Consider the following 17,661-nt stretch of genomic DNA (forward strand, 5'->3'; position numbering starts at 1 on the left):
GGGCGGGATGGAGGGGGCGGGATGGAGGGGCGTCATGGTTCGTTATAAGCGGGTGGGAATGAAAATGCGGGCCTAGCGTTGACGAATACAGCGATATATCCCCTGCCCCTACTCTGGAGTCCCCCCAATGAGCACTACCGCACGCGCGCAAAAAGCGCCTGATACTCGCGGCCCTGTTCGGAAGCTGCTGACTTCGTTCGGCTTCCAAATCCTGGCCGCTCTCATCCTCGGCATCGCCGCCGGTTTGATCGGACGCCAGATGGGCGCCACTGCGACGAACCCGACCCCGCTCTCCGCGACGCTCGACACGATCGGCAGCTCGTACGTCACGTTGCTGCGCGCCGCCGTCGTTCCGCTGATCTTCACCGCCATCGTCGCCAGCATCTCGAACCTGCGCCGCGTGCAGAACGCCGCGCGTCTCGCCGGACAGACGATCCTGTGGTTCGCGATCACCGCGTTCATCGCGGTCACCATCGGTATCGGCCTCGGTCTGCTGATCCAGCCGGGCAACCGCGCCGGTGAAGGTCTCGAACCGGGCGACCCCTACGCCGTCGGCACCTGGTGGAACTTCTTGCTGGGCCTGATCCCGCAGAACTTCCTCGGCCTGACCGTCAGCACATCCGCAGGGGCAACCGAGGGTGCCTTCAGCTCCAACGTCGGATTCAACATCTTGCAGGTGATTGTGGTCGCTGCCGTCGTCGGCATCGCTGCCCTCAAAGCTGGCAAGAAGGCAGAACCGTTCCTCATCTTCACCGAGTCGCTGCTGAAGGTTATCCAGCGCGTGCTGTGGTGGATCATCCGCATCGCCCCGCTCGGCACCTTCGGCCTCATCGGATCTGCCGTGATCAAGTACGGCTGGGAAAAGCTCGCCTCGCTCGGCTGGTTCGCTGGAGCCGTATACATCGGCCTCGCCATCGTGCTGTTCGTTGTCTACCCGATTCTTGTGCGCGCACACGGGCTGTCGATCAAGCAGTACTTCTCCGGCGTCTGGCCTGCGGTGCAGATGGGCTTCGTCAGCCGCTCCTCGATCGGCACGTTGCCCCTCACCGAGCGCGTCACGGAGCGCAACCTCGGCGTGCCCCGCTCGTACGCCTCGTTCGCTGTGCCGCTGGGTGCAACCACGAAGATGGATGGTTGCGCGGCAATCTACCCGGCCATCGCGGCGATCTTCGTCGCACAGTTCTTCGGCCTGGAGCTGAGCTTTGTGCAGTACCTGCTCATCGTGATCGTTTCGGTCGTCGGTTCCGCCGCCACCGCAGGCACCACCGGAGCCGTGGTCATGCTCACGCTCACACTGTCGACCCTCGGGTTGCCGCTGGAAGGCGTCGGACTGCTCCTCGCGATCGATCCGATCCTCGACATGGGCCGCACGGCGGTCAACGTCGCTGGTCAGGCGCTCGTGCCGACCATCGTCGCCAAGCGCGAAGGCATTCTGAACGAAGAGCTCTACAACGCTCCGCGTGAAGGTCTGCCTTTCGCTGATGACTCAGGAGACGACGACGAGGACGCACCGGAGACGGATGCCCTCAACGACAAGGAGCCGGTCGGCGCACGCTGATCTACTTCGCGGTCTCACGAAGACCGTCTCGCAACGACAGAGCGCCTCGCCCACACGGGCGAGGCGCTCTGTCGTTGCTCACTCTGCGGAACGAGCGCTCAGGCTCGGCTCGGCGGACGCACAGCTCCCCTGGTGTCGAGGGCGAGCTCTTCTGCGTCCATTGCCGCGATCAGTTCGCGCATCACCTCTTCATCAAGGTTTCCCGCATCACGCTCGGCGAGGAGAACTTCGCGTCGCACATGCAACCACCCTTTCGACAGGGCAAGGAGGTCATCCAACGACGGACGCGTAGCGGTGTCCTCCACTTTCTGCACCTCGTCGGTGTCTTTCTCGACACGCGTGACTCGTTTTGTGAACGCATCGAACACGCTGAGCTCGGACTCCCCGTACTTCGCTTCCCATTCGACGCGCTTTTGATCGAGGAACGCCTTCCCGGCTTTGCGACTCTTGCGTCTGAGCGCGGCGAGCGCTTCTTCGTCTTCTTTCTCGTCTGTGACGCTGACGATGCCGAGCCCTCGGATGAGCAGCGGCAGGGTGAGTCCCTGCAGCAGCAACGTGCCGACGGTGACGATGAACGCGACGACGACGATGGCATGGGAGGCCTGCGACCCGAGTGCCGCCAGGTCTGCGGCAGCTACCGCTGTGGCGAGCGTAACGACCCCGCGCATCCCCGCCCAGGAGATGACTGCGTTGTCTTTCCAGGTGAGCTCTTGGTCTGAAGAGTGCTTTCTCGAGAGGTGCGTGCGCCGGAACCTCGACCACGCGCTGACGGGGTAGATGAACAGCGGACGGACGACCAGTACCACCAAGAGCACCACACCAGACAGCGCCAGGATGCGTGGGACGGATTCGCTGGTCAGATCGCTGAGGACGCGCGGGAACTGCAACCCGATGTAGGCGAACACGAAGCTCTCCAGCAGTAGGTCCGCCGAGAGCCACAGCGGCTTCTCCTGCTGACGCGTCGTGTAGTCGGTGCGTGGCGAGTTGTAACCGACATAGAGCCCCATTGCGACGACGGCCAGAACGCCCGATCCGTACAGGTGCTCGGCAATCGCATACGCGCCAAACGGAGCCAAGAGACCGAAGGTACCGATCACAACAGCATCGTTGATGCGCATGCGCATCTGATGCAGCACGAGACCGAAAATGAGCCCGACCCCCACCCCCACTGCGACCGCCAGCAGGAACTGCCCCACACCACCCCAGACGGAGACGGTCGCGCCAGCCAGAATCGCGGCGAAAACGCGGTAGAGCGTGAGGGAAGTGGCGTCGTTGATGAGGCTCTCTCCCGAGAGCACAGTCATGATGCGCCGAGGAAGCCCGAGTCGGCGTCCGATCGCCGCCGCAGATACCGCGTCAGGCGGGGCCACGATCGCCCCCAGCAAGAGGGCGCCGGGCAGGGTCAGCGATGGCAGCATCCACCAGGCGACGAAGCCGACCGCAAGCGCGGTGAGCAACACCAACCAGATTCCGAGGTTGCGAATCTGCGGGAGGCTGCGCTTGAAGCCCACAAATGAGACCTCAAGTGCCGCCGAGTACAACAGGGGTGGCAATACAAGACTGAGAAGCAGGTGCCCATCGACGTCAACGTCTGGCACAAGCGGCAGGAACGACGCGGCGAGCGCCACGACCGTCACGAGCAGGGGCGCAGGCCATCCTCGAGAGCGGGCGAACGCGGCCACAGCGACCGACCCGACAAGAACGTAGAAAATGCCTGCTTCCATTCCCCCAACGCTAGCGGGGGAATGTTGCGACCTCATATCGCGTTGTGGCAGGGGATGTCAGATACAGCGCTCTCCGTCCTCGATCTCGTTCCGGTACGAACCGGCCAGACCAGTGCAGAGGCGATCGCAGCCTCGCTTGCTCTTGCGGAGACGGCGGACCGTCTCGGCTATCGCCGCTACTGGTTCGCCGAGCATCACAACATGCCGTCGGTCGCGTCGACGACTCCTCCTGTGCTGATCGCCGCTGCGGCGACCAGAACCACACGCCTGCGCCTTGGATCCGGTGGCGTGATGCTGCCCAATCACGCACCGTTGATCGTCGCGGAGCAGTTCGCTGCCCTCGAAGCCATCGCCCCTGGCCGCATCGATTTGGGTCTCGGCCGAGCACCGGGAAGCGACCCCGTCATCACTCAGCTTTTGCGCGGTTCTGGCACGACAAGCGACGTTGAGCAGTTCCCTCGGCACGTGCAAGACATCGCCGCGCTGCTTTCTGGCGAGGGTGCCAACCTGCGTTTCACCTCCGGGGGCGAGTACACCGTGCGCGCGACGCCGGCAGCGCACAGCACGCCCGATGTGTGGCTCCTCGGCTCCAGCGATTACTCAGCCCAGCTCGCGGCATCGAACGGCCTGCCGTATGTGTTCGCGAATCACTTCTCGGGTCACGGGCTGGAGCGCGCTCTCGATCTCTACCGCACCGGCTACCGCCCGAGCGAAGAGCACCCGGAGCCGCGCACGTTCCTCACGGTGAACGCGGTGGCGGCGCCCACGCAAGAAGAAGCCGAAGCGCGCGCTCTGCCTCAGCTGCGGATGATGGCGCGCTTGCGACTCAACCAGCCGCTCTCCGTTCTTGAGACGGTGGAGCAGGCAGCGGCCGCCCCCACAGACCCGGCAACGGACGAGGTCGTGCAGGCTGCGCGATCCCGCTGGTTCGCGGGCACAGGCGAGAGCGTTGCCGCCGAAGTGCGAGCTTTCGCCGACCGCTATGGCGTCGAAGAGGTCATGCTGTCCCCCGTCGCCGGTGCCTACGAATCCGAGCCGAAAGCTGTGCCCAGCGGCCGTGCCCAGACTCTAGAACTCATCGCTGCCGCTCTCTGAACCGCGTCGCTTCTGGATTTCTTGTCGTCGCAGGGGTAGCGTCACGATTAGTGACGTGCAGTGGAAGGAGTTCAACGATGAGCACCACCAAGACTCTCGCCCTCTGGGTGGCGTATGGGCGCAATGGAGTGGTCGGGAGTATTCGCCATGACAAGGCCGGATATACGGTCACCATGGCAGGTGCCGACCACTCAACCGGGCCCTTCCCCAGCCTGGCCGCAGCCAAGGGCGCGTTGCATTCTCGGTTGCCAGCGGGCAGTGACTGGCCCCGATTCCAAGAGCACTAGGGATCGCGCGAAGGAGTCCGTGTATCTCGTTATTCATCGACTCTCCCCTCCCGCATATGCAGAACCCGCGGCTTTAATGTCTCGATCAGCGATGGCATGGTGTGGGACGCCAGCACAACCGCAGAACCGCACGCGATCCATTCGCGAATGCACATCGTTAAATGCTCGACAGAATCTGCGTCCAGCCCATTGAATGGCTCATCGAGCAAAATGCAGTCGGTGCGATCGAGAAGGCACACCAACAGCCAGGCCTTGCGTCGATTCCCGGTAGAGAGGTTCTCAGTTGGCGCGTCGACCCACTCGTCAAGACCCCACTGCTTGACCTCAGTGGCAACCGCATCAGCGTCGTCCGCTGGCGCTGCAAGAAGCAAATGCTCACGCAAGGTCAATGCCGGAATGAGACCGACTTCGTGAGGCACGTAGTTTCTCAGCATCCTCGTCTGCGCTGTCAATACCGAGCTGGAGCCGATCTTCGCGACACCGGCACGCGGAAGCACGTTTGAGGCGAGAACTTCGAGCAGTGTCGACTTTCCACTGCCGTTTGGGCCTGTGATCAAGGTCACCCCCTGAAAGAACTCGACGCTGACTCCATGGAGGGCATCAGCTGCGCGACCGTATCCGGCCGTCACCGCGTCGAGGGACATCATCGGCACGCTCATAGTGGGCGCACTCTACGAGTCAAGAGGAATGCGCTTGCGGTTAGAGCAAGCACGACAGCTCCAAACGCCGACAGGATTCCCCAGCTTCCCCACGCTATGGCAGGAACGGTCACTAGTGCCGGAACGAGTCCGGTTAGCGTGTGGCCCCACAGGCTAAGCTCGACGGTCCCGTCGGGAAGGCGTAGCGCGAAACGGTCCGCCAGCGATCCCAGGAGCAACCCAGCGATCGCGCCCAGCGATGTGACGAGCCCGACGAGACCAATGCTCACGTCACCCGTCAGCGCAGCCGAAGCAATTGCAACGGTCAGTGGTGCGGGCACGACCCACAATGCAACGACGAGCACGTACGCCCTGATGGCCGCGTTCACCGATCCCGCGCTGCTCCTCGCAACAAGATTGAGCATTGGTTGCACATGAAGCGGGGCGAAGAACGACGACAAGGAAGCCACGACGATCGTTGCGACGACGAGGGGCAAGGCACGAATAGCGATCGCCATGGAGGGCTCTTCGACAAGAACTTCCGGCGCAATGGCCGCGGCGATAGCAAAGGCGCCGACAGTTGCGGCGAGCGGCTTGGCGGTGCGCAACAGCATGACAGAACCGCGTCCGATCCCTCGTGTCGTCATCAAGAGAAAGGCGCTCAGCCAGGTACTTGCGATTCGACTTTGAGATCGGGCTGCTTCCGTGCGACGAGAGGCGAGGATCGCGACTGCGCCCACACCGATGAGGAGAGCTATTCCGCCCAACGGTGCGAATTCGGCAGTCTGTCGCAGCGTCTGCGACATCGAGATGAACCAATCCAGATCGAGAGCCGGATCCTGCCAGATACGCGCCAGTGCATTTAGCGTCACCCCGAGCAAGATGCCGCCGAGCACTGCCATGACGACGACGCCTGCACCGAGCCTCATCGATCCAGGAGTTACAGGGACGATTTTCACTACAACAACCATCGCTGTAGCGCTCAACAGCAGGGTAGCGGGGAGAAGCGTCGGCAACGGATCGGTCAGGACACACAGAATGAGCGCGGTGACCGTCACCGCGGCAATGCGCACGAGCGGAAGAAGCTGACCGCGCACAAAGACGACGTAGGGTTGCGGCACTCGCAAAGCGTCACCGTAGAGCCGACGATATGGGGAAACTTGTGCGTGCGCGCGCGAGCTCGCCGATGTGGCTCCGAGCGCCGTCGCCAAGACAACGAGTTGACATAAAAGAACGGTGGGCCCGGCAACGGCCGCAACAGTGTCGGGCATGATCACAGCCAGAATTGCCGTGCAGAATCCAAAAAACAGGAGCGCGGCCGCGCCCGCGCTCACGACCGTAATCAGGAGCCCGAATGTGGAGCGTGCATTCTCCAATAGCCCATTCTCGCGAGCCCACATTGTCGTTTCGTACCCGATGACGACACGGAGCGCACGCCATTGCACCTTGCGACGTTCGGGAACGACCGGAAGAACCTCGACTGCCGCCGTCACGGTGCGTTCCGTGTGCGCGCACGGTTCTCACGAGCCGTGTAAGAGACGTTCAGTTGCACGATCGCCGAAATTGCACACAGCCCCGCTGTGACCGCCGGCATCCAAAGCAAAGGCTCATCACGAAGGAAGATTGCGAGCATCGCCGCCACCACCATGCCCGCCGCGAACAGTGAAACTGCGATCGCTGGCAACAGTTGAGGCCTCCACAGGAACGGCACGACAAGCATCGCGATAACGATCATTCCAATAGCGCAGATACTCCGAAGGACTCGCAGTATCTCGAATGTCTCGGCGGGCGCTCCGAGCAGGTTGGAGCCGCTGACTACGAGCCCGACCAAACCCGAGACGACGAGCGCGACAGTCGCCAGCACAGGAACTGCGCGTACAAGCGCTAGACGACGGTGCGTCTCTTTGATGTCACCACCGCCCTAGGTAGACCAGCGCAACTGCGCCGACAGGAATCGTGGCGATGCGACATCGATCAGCTGACGTACGGTCCTTCGTCGCCGGCGTCTCCGGCGTCTCCGCATCTTCCGACCGACAGTGGGTCGACGTTATCGCGCCTCACTTGGCTGCACCAGTGGACGGCCGATCTCTAGCAAAAAGTCGCAAAAGATACCCGAGCCAGCGGGTGCAGCGTCAGACTTCTGGCTCGCCGGAGAGGATGCCACGCAGCCAGTCGCGGGCTTCGACGAATACGTCGTCGGAGTAGCGCTCTGGGTATTGCACGACCTGGTGATCAGCGCGCGGGTATGAGCCCAAGAACACGACGCGAGGGCTGAAGCGGCGGATGCCGAGCAACGCATCGGCCATGCGCTCGTGAGCGATGTGCCCCTCAGCGTCGATGACGAAACGGTAGCGGCCGAGTTCGTCACCGATCGGCCGCGACTCGATGAGCGAAAGGTTGATGCCGCGCGTCGAGAACTGCTCGAGCATCTCGAGCAACGAACCGGGGTGATCGTGCGGGAGTTCGACGATCAGCGAAGTCTTGTCTGCCCCTGTGGGCTCCGGCGGATTCGTCGTACGGGTGACGAGCACGAAGCGGGTCACAGCCTGCGCGTTGTCGCCGATTCCCTCGGCGAGCACCTCGACGTCGTAGTGGTTGACGATGCCGGGTGCGGCAATGGCCGCCTGCGCGGGAAGCGTGCCGTCGAGCACCCCGATGGCGGATGCCACATTGCTCGACGCCGGCACGTGGGAGTGGGAAGGGAGGTTCGCGCCGAGCCAGCCATGGCACTGGGCGTAGGCAACAGGGTGCGCAGTAATCACCTCGACCTGGTCGAGCGTGGTGCCACGGGGCGCGACGAGCACAAAATTCACGCGCACCAGATATTCGCCGATGATGCGCAGACCGGGCAGCGTCGCCAGCGCATCCTGCGTGGTGGAGACGCCACCTTCGATCGAGTTCTCGATCGCGATCATCGCGGCGTCGCTGCGCCCCTCAAGAACATCAGCCAGCGCCTCGCCCACATTGTGCACAGAGCGCCACTCTTGCCCCCTGGCCTCTGCAACCTGGTCTAGCGCCGCCTCGGTGAAGGTTCCAGCAGGGCCCAAGTAGCTATAGGTACGGCGTTCAGTCACGGGTTTCACCTTAGCCCTCGGCGGCCCGATCAAGCTCTCAGCGACTTCGTAGATGCGATCCTGGCTTTCAGGGGGCAGACTGAAGATATGAGCAGCCGTGCTGGCCTCCCCGCGGAGGAAATTGACCTGATTGATGTCGACGAGCTGATCGCCGCCTACTACGACCGTACGCCGAACCCGGAGGTCCCCTCCGAGCGCGTTGCGTTTGGTACCAGCGGCCATCGCGGATCGTCGCTGTCGAACAGCTTCAACGAGAACCACATCCTCGCAACCACTCAGGCGATCGTCGACTATCGCGCAGCCCAAGGCATCACCGGCCCCCTCTTTCTTGGGCGGGACACGCATGCTTTGTCGCTCCCCGCAGAGCGGAGCGCTATCGAGGTGTTGCTCGCAAACGGCGTAGATGTGCGCGTCGACTCCCGCGATTCTTGGGTGCCGACCCCCGCACTGAGCCACGCGATCCTGACGCACAACCGCGCAATGGCCGCTGACGCGCCTGGGCGCGCGGACGGAATCGTCGTCACTCCCTCGCACAACCCTCCGCGTGACGGCGGGTTTAAGTACAACCCTCCGCACGGCGGCCCCGCAGACACAGATGCCACCAGCTGGATCGCCAACCGCGCGAACGACCTGATCACGGCAGGGCTGGAAGGCGTCAAGCTCGAGCGCTTCGCCGACATCGACTGGGATGCCATCGCCAGCTACGACTTCCGTGATGCCTACGTGCGTGATCTGCCGTCGATCATCGACATCGACGCAATCCGCAGCGCCGGTGTCAGCATCGGGGCCGACCCGCTGGGCGGCGCATCTGTGGAGTACTGGGCGCTGATCGCCGAGATGTACGACCTCGACCTCACCGTCGTAAACCCCGAGGTCGACCCGACCTGGCGCTTCATGACGCTGGACTGGGATGAGAAGATCCGGATGGATCCGTCTTCCCCTTCCGCTATGGCTTCGTTGGTCGCGAAGAAGGGCTCATACGACGTCCTCACTGGCAACGACGCTGACGCTGACCGCCACGGCATCGTCACCCCAGACGCGGGGCTGATGAACCCCAACCACTACCTCGCTGTGGCGATCGACTACCTCTTCTCGCATCGGCAAGACTGGCCGCGTGACGCCGCGATCGGCAAGACCCTGGTGTCGTCGATGATCATCGACCGCGTCGCCGAGTCGCTTGGGCGACGTCTGCTCGAAGTCCCGGTCGGGTTCAAATGGTTTGTTCCTGGACTGCTTGACGGGTCCGTCGCCTTCGGCGGCGAAGAGTCGGCCGGTGCCTCCTTCTTGCGCCGCGACGGTTCGGTGTGGTCCACCGATAAAGATGGCATCTTGCTGTGTCTGCTGGCAGCAGAGATCATCGCCGTCACTGGTAAGACTCCATCTGAGCGGTACGCCGAGCTGGAAGAGGCGTTTGGATCCTCCGCGTACCAGCGGATCGATGCCCCAGCGACTCCGGAACAGAAGTCGACGCTCGCCAAACTCGCACCGGAAGCCGTAACGGCCACAACGCTGGCAGGTGAAGCAATCTCCGCCAAGCTTTCGCACGCCCCAGGCAACGGCGCAGCTATCGGCGGCCTCAAGGTGCAGACGGAGCACGCCTGGTTCGCGGCCCGCCCCTCCGGCACCGAAGACGTCTACAAGCTCTACGCCGAAAGCCTGCAGGGCCCGGAGCACCTCGCCGAGGTGCAGGCGGAGGCCCGTGCGGTGGTCTCCGCAGCGCTCGAAGGCTGATTCTTCGTCGGCGGCAGTCGGCAGTCGGCAGGCTTTGGCTTCAGGATGCGGTGGCGCGGGCGAGCGCGGCACCGGCATCCCGCAACCACCGCCCTGGCTCTGCAAGCGCTGCCTCTGACGACCCTGCGAGATCGGTGAGCGAGACGGAGTGCGCGAATAGCGCCGTATCGGCATCTGCGGTGATGCGTCCGGCAGCCAGCACAGCGGGCACCCGGTGACGCGACGCGATCGAGGCCAGAAAAGACGGCACCTTTCCGTCGCCAGATTGTCCGTCGTAGGATCCTTCTCCGGTCACAACAACGTCGGCGCCGGCGATCGCCTCTGACGCGCCGATGAGCGTCGCCACCTCCGCGGCTCCTGGCGAGAGCACCCCGCCCCACACCACGAGCGCGGCACCCGTTCCCCCTGCGGCTCCGGTGCCAGGCGTGGCTGGATCGATATCGAGAAGCTCCGCAAGATTGCGCAGAGCGTCATCGATGCGCGCTATCTCGGCTGCAGAGTCGAGCCCTTTTTGCGGACCGAACACGGCGGTAGCTCCCCGCACGCCAATAAGCGGGTTGGTGACGTCTGTGAGCACCCGCACATCGGGAGCTCGGCGCAACTCTGTGAGGTCGACGGCGACGATGTCTTCCAGACCTCGAGCACCCCGAGCAACCGGCAGCCCTGCGGCATCGAAGAAGCGTGCACCGAGGGCTGTGAGCATCCCGGTGCCTCCATCGGTCGACGCGCTGGAGCCGATACCGACAACAAGTCGCGAGACGCCATGGTCGAGCGCGGCCACCATCGCCTGCCCGAGGCCGGTGGTGTCGGCATCCCAGGGGCGCAACTCCTTCAGCATCTCAATGCCAGACGTGGAAGCGAGATCGATGACGGCGGTTCCCGCAGGGGCATCCGGTGTCGGCGGCAGCAGCAACCAGGAAGTGTCGACGGCCTCCCCGGCAGGACCCTCTACCGTCACCGGCATTCGCCGTGCACCCGGTACGGCGGCCGCAAAAGCGGCGACAGTGCCCTCTCCGCCATCTGCCATGGGCCGGTGCACGAATTCGACTGTCTGGTCGACCGTGGCCCAGCCTTCGGCGAGCGCCTTGGCAGCATCTGCAGCACTAATGGTGCCTTTGAAACTGTCGGGGGCCAGCACCACTCTGGTCATGGGGCGAGCACCGGGGTGCTTGCGCGCACCACTACTTCGAGCGGCAGCGGGGGTTGCACCCAGGCGGTGTCGACGGTCGCCCGGAATGCTTGGTACCCCGCCTCACTGAGGGGCACGCGCACGGTCGTCAACGCCGGAGTGACATCGATGGCGGCGGGCACATCGTCAAAACCGCAGACCGCGATATCAGCGCCGACTTCACGGCCGGATTCGCGGATCGCCGCCATGGCGCCGATGGCGACAACATCGCTGATGGCGAAGATCAGCGTGCCAGGAGGCACCCCTTCGGCGAGCGCAGCCGTCATCTCGGCCGCGCCGGATTCGCGCCTGAAGTCTCCGCGACGCACGCTCACGATGTTTCCTTCTGCGCCCTCGAAGCCGGAGTGGAAACCGGCCACGCGGTCGTCGGAGGTGCGCACTCCCTGGGAGGCGCCGAGCACAATGGCCGAGCGGTACCCCAGGTCGGCCATGCGCTTACCGAGCGCTTCTGCCCCTGCATGGTTATCGATTTCCACGCGACGTTCGATATCTGCATCCGGACCGAAGGCCACGACAGTGCCGCCGAGACGAGAGAATTCGGCAAGCTCGTGAGCGGTGTCAGTTTCGATGGTGCCTTGGGTGCGGGAGGCTGCCAGAATCAGGCCGCGCGGCCGTTGTCCTCGCAGCGCACGCACGATCCGTGCCTCACGGGCCTGATCGCGCTCGGTGATGGCGATAGTCACCACCAGACCGTCTTCGTCTGCACCGCGCGCGACCCCCGACGCGATCTGCCCGAAGTAGGGGTCGGCAATGTCGGCGACAAGGAGGGCGATCACCGGGGAAGTGCCCCGGGCTGTGGCCTGCGCCGACACGTTGGCGGTGTACCCGAGCTTCTCGGCTGCCGCTTCTACGCGCTCGCGGAATGACTCAGCGACCTTACGCTCAGAGCCATTGAGAGCACGAGACGCGGTCGCCAGCGAGACGCCGGCCTCGCGCGCCACATCGTGGAGAGTGGGAGCGGGTCCTCGTGCGTGGCGCGGTGCGCGCGCCGACGCTTGTTGATCCGCGGGCAAAGCGGAGTTTGTCATGCTTCTGAGCCTACTTCCCGAGTGAATGTCACGCGGAGCCCGCAATGTACTCACGCAGGGCGCGTGCCTCGCTCGCGAGAATCGTAGGATCATCACCCGGCACGAATTCCAGCAACGCATCGCGCGGCGCGGTCGCGGCGGACCGCACCTCGGCGAAGAATCTCGTCCACAGCGAATGCCGCGAGCGCAGCGGGAGTCTTTCTTGCGTCGGCCACCACGAGAAGATGTGGGCAGCGGTGGTGTGCGCAGCCAGCGCCCGGTATTCCTCAAGCACCACGTCAACGGAGGCGGCGACGGTCGGCTGCCAGTAGGTCGAAAGTGCGGGGCTGCCGACCTCAGCGAGAAGTTTGAGGGTACTCGGAGCGGTGTCTGCGAGGGTTCCGGAGTGAAACTCGAGCGCGAGCTTGATGCCGCGACGCTCGGCTTCTTCCGCCGCAGACCGGAGCCTGGCGACCACGGCGCTTCGCTCCTCTTCGTGTGCCGCTTCCGATCCAACATTCCCGGCCCAGATGCGCACCCGATCGGCACCGAGGGCCTCTGCGCTGTCGAGCACCGGCGTTAGGGACTCGTCGGAACCCGCCCGAAAGTACGACCCGTAGGAGGCAACCGCCAATCCGGCATCAGCCGTGGCACGGGCAACGGCTGATGCCTTGGCGGCGTCGCCCGCAGGCACGTGTACGTCTCCGCCCCACTCGATCGCCTCAAGGCCCGCACCCACCGCGAGCTCAATCACCTGTTCAGGCGCGAGTGTGCGAAAAGTCACCGAACACAGTCCAGGGCGAATATGAGTCATGCCGTCATCCTTTCAACCTTTGTGTCGGTGCACCTGTCGGGAGAACGCCCGGGTTCGGGCCTATGCCGGGCATTTGGCCCGACATCCGTATATTCTCCCGACAGGTGGCGCGCGAGCGCGGTTCGCTATGCGCCGAGGTGAGGCGAAACAGCGGCAGCGAAAGTCTCGGCCGTGCGCCGCACGACGTGCTCTGGGGCATCTGCCCAGACGTCGGCGTTGAATATCTCGACCTCGATATCGCGGTCGTACCCGGTGGCGATGACGGCACGCGTGAGCGATTCGAAATCGACGATCCCCTCGCCGGTGTAGTGCCGCGACAGCAGCACGTCGGTCGGAAGTGGCGTCTTCCAATCGCACACCTGATAGGTGGAGATGCGCCCCTCTCTGCCGGCGCGCGCGATCTGCTCCAACACCTGCGGATCCCACCAAATGTGGAACGTATCCACTGCAGCGCCAACCACGGCAGGCTCAAAGTCGGCCGCAATGTCGAGGGCTTGGCCGAGTGTGGAAACCACTGCTCGATCAGACGCGAACATCGGATGCAGCGGCTCAATCGCGAGCGTCACCCCAGCCGCCTTCGCCTCCGGCGCCAAGACACCGATCGCGTCTCGCACTCGCTCGCGCGCACCGATGAGGTCGCGTGACCCTTCTGGCAGGCCGCCAGCGACGAGCACCAGCACGGCAGTTGAGCCCTGGGCCCCGGCAGCCGCCAGTGTCGCGGTCTCTTCGATCGCCCGACGGTTGTCGTCGAGCGCCGCATCTCGTGCCGCCCCAGCCGGGAGTGTGAAAAACCCTCCGCGGCAGTGCGTCGTGAAGCGGAGCCCCGAATCAGTCAGCATCTGTGCAGCGACGTCGAGTCCGACCTCATTCACCGGTTCGCGCCAGAGGCCAATCGCCTGTACACCGGCTTCTGCTGTCACGCGAAGGGCGGTGGCGAGGTCGGCGTGTTTGATCGTCGCTTGGTTTATCGACAGTCGCGGATCTGGCGTGATGATGCTCATACGTCCACTCCGTTCACGCGAAGCATCCCGTGCCAGCGCTCGCGGGCGAGGTCGGGTTGCTCAAGGGCGAGCGAGGTATTCGCCAGCTCCACAATCCTGCTGAGGTGCGGCAGGCTCCGCGCTGAATGAAGACCCCCCACCATCTGGAACGCGGGCTGATGCCCGTTCAGCCAAGCCAGGAAGGCAACGCCCGTCTTGTAGTAAAAAGTCGGCGCGGCGAACACCTGACGGCTCAACTCTTCGGTCGGTCCAAGGATGCGCTGGTACCGCTCCGCGTCACCCGCGTCGAGAGCCTGAATAGCGGCGGAAGCCACCGGCGTGATCGCCGCGAATGCCCCCAACAGCGCATCCGAGTACCCTCGCGCCCGAGCCCCCTGAGCTTGTCGAAGGGCCCCACCAATCAGCTCCACGTAGTTGAAGTCGTCGCCGGTGAACATCCGCACACCTTGAGGGAGACGCTCGCGCACGGAGATCTCCGATTCGGCGTTCAGCAGGCTCATTTTGACGCCGGCCACCTTGTCCGGGTTCTCCGCGATGATCTGCAGCAGAACTTCGGATGCGGTCTGCCAGTCTTCGGCACCGAAGTAGCCTGCAAGCTCCGGGTCAAACGCTGTGCCGAGCCAGTGCAAAACCACCGGCACCGTCGCGCGCGATAGCACCTCGCGGTACACGCGCCGGTAGTCCTCTGCACTTGTTGCGACGCGGGCGAGATGGCGCGACGCCATCAAGACGGGGCCTGCGCCCTGCTCTTCCGTAAAGTGCAGTTGCTCCAGATACGCGGAGATCACCTGCTCGAGCGAGATGTGTGCCTCCTCGACGTGATCGGTGTTGACACCGACCACCACAGAGCCGCCAGCGTCACGCGCTACCTCGGCGGTGCGGGTGATGAGCTCGCGAGTGGCCGCAGCGTCGAGCCCCATGTTGCGCTGCGCTGTGTCCATCGCGTCAGCAACACCGAGTCCCCACGAGTAGACGTTGCGTCGAAACGCCAACGTGGCATCCCAGTCGATGTCGGCCGGTTGGCCCGGCGTGTTGTCGGCATACGTCTTCGGCACAACATGCGCCGCCGCGTATGCAACGCGGCTTCGCAGCGGCGCGAGCGGCCGCGTATATGCCCCCGAGTCGTTCAGGGCGACAACGGTAGTTTTTCCGGTCGCATCCAGCAGTCTGAGAGTGCTCATACCCGGATCAGTCCAGAGCCAGCTGCGACAGCGCGACCTTGCGCCCCTCGGCACTAGAGGTCAGCCCGGCCTCCGCGAACTGCACACCACGAGCGCCGGCGAGCAGGTCGAACGGATACTCGGTGCCATCAACATACGAGACGAGGTATTCCTCCCACTGCTGACGGAAACCATTGAGGAAGATCTCGTTGGTCGGCACGTTCTGCCAATCGGCGTCGTAGTCGCGGGTGTCTTCGAGATCCGGATTCCACACCGGCTTCGGAGTCGCGTTTCGCGGCTGAATCTTGGCTCCGAACAGCCCCACGACCGCAGACCCGTGGGTGCCATCAACCTGGAATTCGACGAGTTCATCGCGGTTCACGCGCACGGTCCATGAAGAGTTGATCTCTGCGATCACGCCACCCTCGATCTCGAAGATGCCGTATGCGGCATCTTCGGCAGTGGCCGTGTAGTGCTCGCCGTTTTCGTCCCAACGGTCGGGGATGTGCACTGCCGCCTGGGCGTACACGCTTTTGACCTCGCCGAAGAGGTTTTCGAGCACATAGTTCCAGTGCGGGAACATGTCGGTGATGATGCCGCCGCCGTCTTCGGTGCGGTAGTTCCAGCTCGGACGCTGTGCAGGCTGCCAGTCACCCTCAAAGACCCAGTACCCGAACTCTCCTCGCACCGAGAGAATGCGACCGAAGAAGCCGGAGTCGATAAGGCGCTTGAGCTTCTGCAGGCCAGGCAAGTAAAGCTTGTCGTGCACCACGCCCGTCTTGACGCCAGCCTGCTGTGCGAGACGGGCAAGCTCCAGCGCTTCTTCGAGCGACTCCGCTGTCGGCTTCTCGGTGTAGATCGCTTTGCCAGCGGCGATGGCCTTGCGAATCGCAGACGCGCGCGCCTTCGTGACGAGGAAGTCGGCGTAGATCTCCCACTGCGGGTCGGCCAGCGCGGCATCGAGATCTGTGGTCCAGTCTTCGATTCCGTGCTTTGCGGCGAGCTCAGCGAGCTTCGCTTCGCTACGCCCGACCAGCATCGGCTTCACTGTGATGCGCGATCCGTCTGGGAGCTCGATGCCGCCCTCGTCGCGGATCGCGAGGATAGAGCGCACCAGGTGCTGGCGGTAGCCCATGCGCCCAGAGACGCCGTTCATGATGATCCCGATTTCGCGGGTGTTCGCCTGTGCCATGGAGTTCCGTTCTGTCGTGGGGAAGCCATTTGCGCTGTTTCCATACGTGAGCAGGAAAGCGCTTTCCCAGATCATGCCATGGGACACCCGCCGACCGCAACCGATCAATCCCGATCGATTGCCGGCGGCGAAGAATTCACGCCACTTCAGCGCAAGACGGCAGTAGCGCTCGCGCGTATGACAAGCGCCGTCGGAACAACCTCTGGCCGCTCTGTGGACGCAGCACCCTCGATCGCATCGACCAAAACGCTCACCGCCCGGTGAGCGAGTGCGGCAAAGTCCTGATGAATCGTGGTCAGCGGCGGGCGATAGTTGGCCGCGTCAGGCACATCATCAAAACCAACGACGCTGACATCTTCCGGCACGCGGCGCCCCCGCTCAGCCAGCGCCCTGACCAACCCCAGCGCCATCTGGTCGTTCGCACAGAACACCGCAGATGCGGAACTCAATGCACGCCCGGCGCTGAATCCCGAGGCAGCACCCCAGTCGCCGCGAGCGGGCGCTGGCACATCCACACCCGCCGCGTTCAGCGCCTCTCGCCACCCGCGCTCGCGCTCAGCCGCAGCGAACGAAGACGCCGGACCGGCAAGATGGTGCACCGTCTTGTGACCGAGTGAAAGAAGATATCGGGTAGCGCTGGCCGCGCCACCCGCATGATCGCTATGCACCGAGGCGAACCCCACCCCCGTCGGCGCGTCGACCACCACAAGGCGCAGGCCGCTCGGCGGTTGCGCGTCAGCCATCAGCGCAGACGCTTCATTCAAGACGATGGCCCCATCGACTTCTTGCAACGACAGCTTCTCGAACGACTCGGCGACCCCATCGCTCGCCGTCACAAGGGTGAGAGCGTACCCGCGTTCCGCTGCGGCTTCGGCCGTGGCCTGCAACATTCGCGAGTTGCCGACGGTGGCGAGCGTCGTGAAGACCAGACCGATGGTCTGCGACCGTCCGGTGCGCAGCGCCCTGGCGGCACGGTGTGGTCTATAACCGAGCTCTGCCATCGCCGCCTCGACGCGAGCGCGGGTCGCGGGATCGACGCGCGGACTCTCGTTGACCACGCGCGACACAGTCTGTCCAGAGACTCCGGCGCTGGCCGCAACCATCGCCATCGACACCCGTCCAGAGTGCGTGCGACCGCGCATATCGGCAGCAGAACGGTCAGCTTCAGTCATACCTACCCGTCTCCCCTAC

At 64.1% G+C, this 17,661-nt stretch carries 16 protein-coding genes; 4 read left to right on the forward strand and 12 right to left on the reverse strand.

The annotated features are described in order from the left end of the window. Nucleotides 1-127 precede the first annotated feature (127 nt). A complete protein-coding gene (locus tag AB0O87_RS00975) occupies nt 128-1,558 on the forward strand; it encodes a dicarboxylate/amino acid:cation symporter (RefSeq protein WP_363510806.1) in 1,431 nt (476 codons plus the stop codon). 98 nt (nt 1,559-1,656) lie between these two features. On the opposite strand, the gene AB0O87_RS00980 is transcribed toward AB0O87_RS00975, so the two are convergent. After that, complete coding sequence (locus tag AB0O87_RS00980; RefSeq protein WP_363510809.1) at nt 1,657-3,282, reverse strand: sodium:proton antiporter; 1,626 nt, start codon at nt 3,280-3,282, stop codon at nt 1,657-1,659. A 54-nt stretch (nt 3,283-3,336) separates the two neighbouring features. Between AB0O87_RS00980 and AB0O87_RS00985 the strand changes: the two genes are divergently transcribed. Both AB0O87_RS00985 and AB0O87_RS00990 read left to right on the forward strand, forming a co-directional pair. Then, nucleotides 3,337-4,377 carry an LLM class flavin-dependent oxidoreductase gene (locus AB0O87_RS00985; protein ID WP_363510812.1) on the forward strand — a complete coding sequence of 347 codons (1,041 nt, stop codon included), beginning with the start codon at nt 3,337-3,339 and terminating at the stop codon, nt 4,375-4,377. 77 nt (nt 4,378-4,454) lie between these two features. Continuing rightward, nucleotides 4,455-4,664 (forward strand): methyltransferase, encoded by a 210-nt coding sequence (locus AB0O87_RS00990; RefSeq protein ID WP_363510815.1) that lies wholly within the window; start codon nt 4,455-4,457, stop codon nt 4,662-4,664. 29 nt (nt 4,665-4,693) lie between these two features. On the opposite strand, the gene AB0O87_RS00995 is transcribed toward AB0O87_RS00990, so the two are convergent. The 4 genes from AB0O87_RS00995 to pheA all read right to left on the reverse strand — a co-directional run bounded on the left by AB0O87_RS00995 (nt 4,694) and on the right by pheA (nt 8,385). Continuing rightward, nucleotides 4,694-5,323, reverse strand: a complete 630-nt coding sequence (locus AB0O87_RS00995) for an ATP-binding cassette domain-containing protein (RefSeq protein WP_363510818.1) — start codon at nt 5,321-5,323, stop codon at nt 4,694-4,696. Next, nucleotides 5,320-6,795: a hypothetical protein gene (locus AB0O87_RS01000; protein WP_363510821.1), complete on the reverse strand. Its 1,476-nt coding sequence runs from the start codon at nt 6,793-6,795 to the stop codon at nt 5,320-5,322. The genes AB0O87_RS00995 and AB0O87_RS01000 overlap by 4 nt, the downstream gene beginning before the upstream one ends. Next, nucleotides 6,792-7,166, reverse strand: a complete 375-nt coding sequence (locus tag AB0O87_RS01005; protein WP_363510824.1) for a hypothetical protein — start codon at nt 7,164-7,166, stop codon at nt 6,792-6,794. The genes AB0O87_RS01000 and AB0O87_RS01005 overlap by 4 nt, the downstream gene beginning before the upstream one ends. A gap of 268 nt (nt 7,167-7,434) precedes the next feature. After that, a complete protein-coding gene (gene pheA / locus AB0O87_RS01010; RefSeq protein ID WP_363510827.1) occupies nt 7,435-8,385 on the reverse strand; it encodes a prephenate dehydratase in 951 nt (316 codons plus the stop codon). A gap of 78 nt (nt 8,386-8,463) precedes the next feature. Between pheA and pgm the strand changes: the two genes are divergently transcribed. Further along, entirely contained in the window at nt 8,464-10,107 is a 1,644-nt protein-coding gene (pgm, locus tag AB0O87_RS01015) for a phosphoglucomutase (alpha-D-glucose-1,6-bisphosphate-dependent) (protein ID WP_363510830.1), read from the forward strand. Nucleotides 10,108-10,147: 40 nt separating this feature from the next. On the opposite strand, the gene AB0O87_RS01020 is transcribed toward pgm, so the two are convergent. From AB0O87_RS01020 to AB0O87_RS01050, 7 genes are all read right to left on the reverse strand, one after another. After that, nucleotides 10,148-11,257, reverse strand: a complete 1,110-nt coding sequence (locus AB0O87_RS01020; protein WP_363510833.1) for a glycerate kinase — start codon at nt 11,255-11,257, stop codon at nt 10,148-10,150. Continuing rightward, nucleotides 11,254-12,324: a LacI family DNA-binding transcriptional regulator gene (locus AB0O87_RS01025; RefSeq protein ID WP_363510836.1), complete on the reverse strand. Its 1,071-nt coding sequence runs from the start codon at nt 12,322-12,324 to the stop codon at nt 11,254-11,256. The genes AB0O87_RS01020 and AB0O87_RS01025 overlap by 4 nt, the downstream gene beginning before the upstream one ends. A gap of 28 nt (nt 12,325-12,352) precedes the next feature. Continuing rightward, complete coding sequence (locus AB0O87_RS01030) at nt 12,353-13,117, reverse strand: TIM barrel protein (RefSeq protein ID WP_363510838.1); 765 nt, start codon at nt 13,115-13,117, stop codon at nt 12,353-12,355. 125 nt (nt 13,118-13,242) lie between these two features. Continuing rightward, a complete protein-coding gene (locus AB0O87_RS01035) occupies nt 13,243-14,118 on the reverse strand; it encodes a sugar phosphate isomerase/epimerase family protein (RefSeq protein ID WP_363510841.1) in 876 nt (291 codons plus the stop codon). Further along, nucleotides 14,115-15,299, reverse strand: coding sequence for a dihydrodipicolinate synthase family protein (locus tag AB0O87_RS01040; RefSeq protein ID WP_363510844.1), 1,185 nt, complete (start codon nt 15,297-15,299; stop codon nt 14,115-14,117). The genes AB0O87_RS01035 and AB0O87_RS01040 overlap by 4 nt, the downstream gene beginning before the upstream one ends. Nucleotides 15,300-15,306: 7 nt before the next feature. Further along, nucleotides 15,307-16,470 carry a Gfo/Idh/MocA family oxidoreductase gene (locus tag AB0O87_RS01045; RefSeq protein ID WP_363510846.1) on the reverse strand — a complete coding sequence of 388 codons (1,164 nt, stop codon included), beginning with the start codon at nt 16,468-16,470 and terminating at the stop codon, nt 15,307-15,309. A 146-nt stretch (nt 16,471-16,616) separates the two neighbouring features. Next, nucleotides 16,617-17,579, reverse strand: a complete 963-nt coding sequence (locus tag AB0O87_RS01050; protein WP_363512848.1) for a LacI family DNA-binding transcriptional regulator — start codon at nt 17,577-17,579, stop codon at nt 16,617-16,619. Nucleotides 17,580-17,661: the final 82 nt, after the last annotated feature.

This window comes from Microbacterium sp. NPDC076768 (assembly GCF_040687205.1).
Taxonomy (GTDB): domain Bacteria; phylum Actinomycetota; class Actinomycetes; order Actinomycetales; family Microbacteriaceae; genus Microbacterium.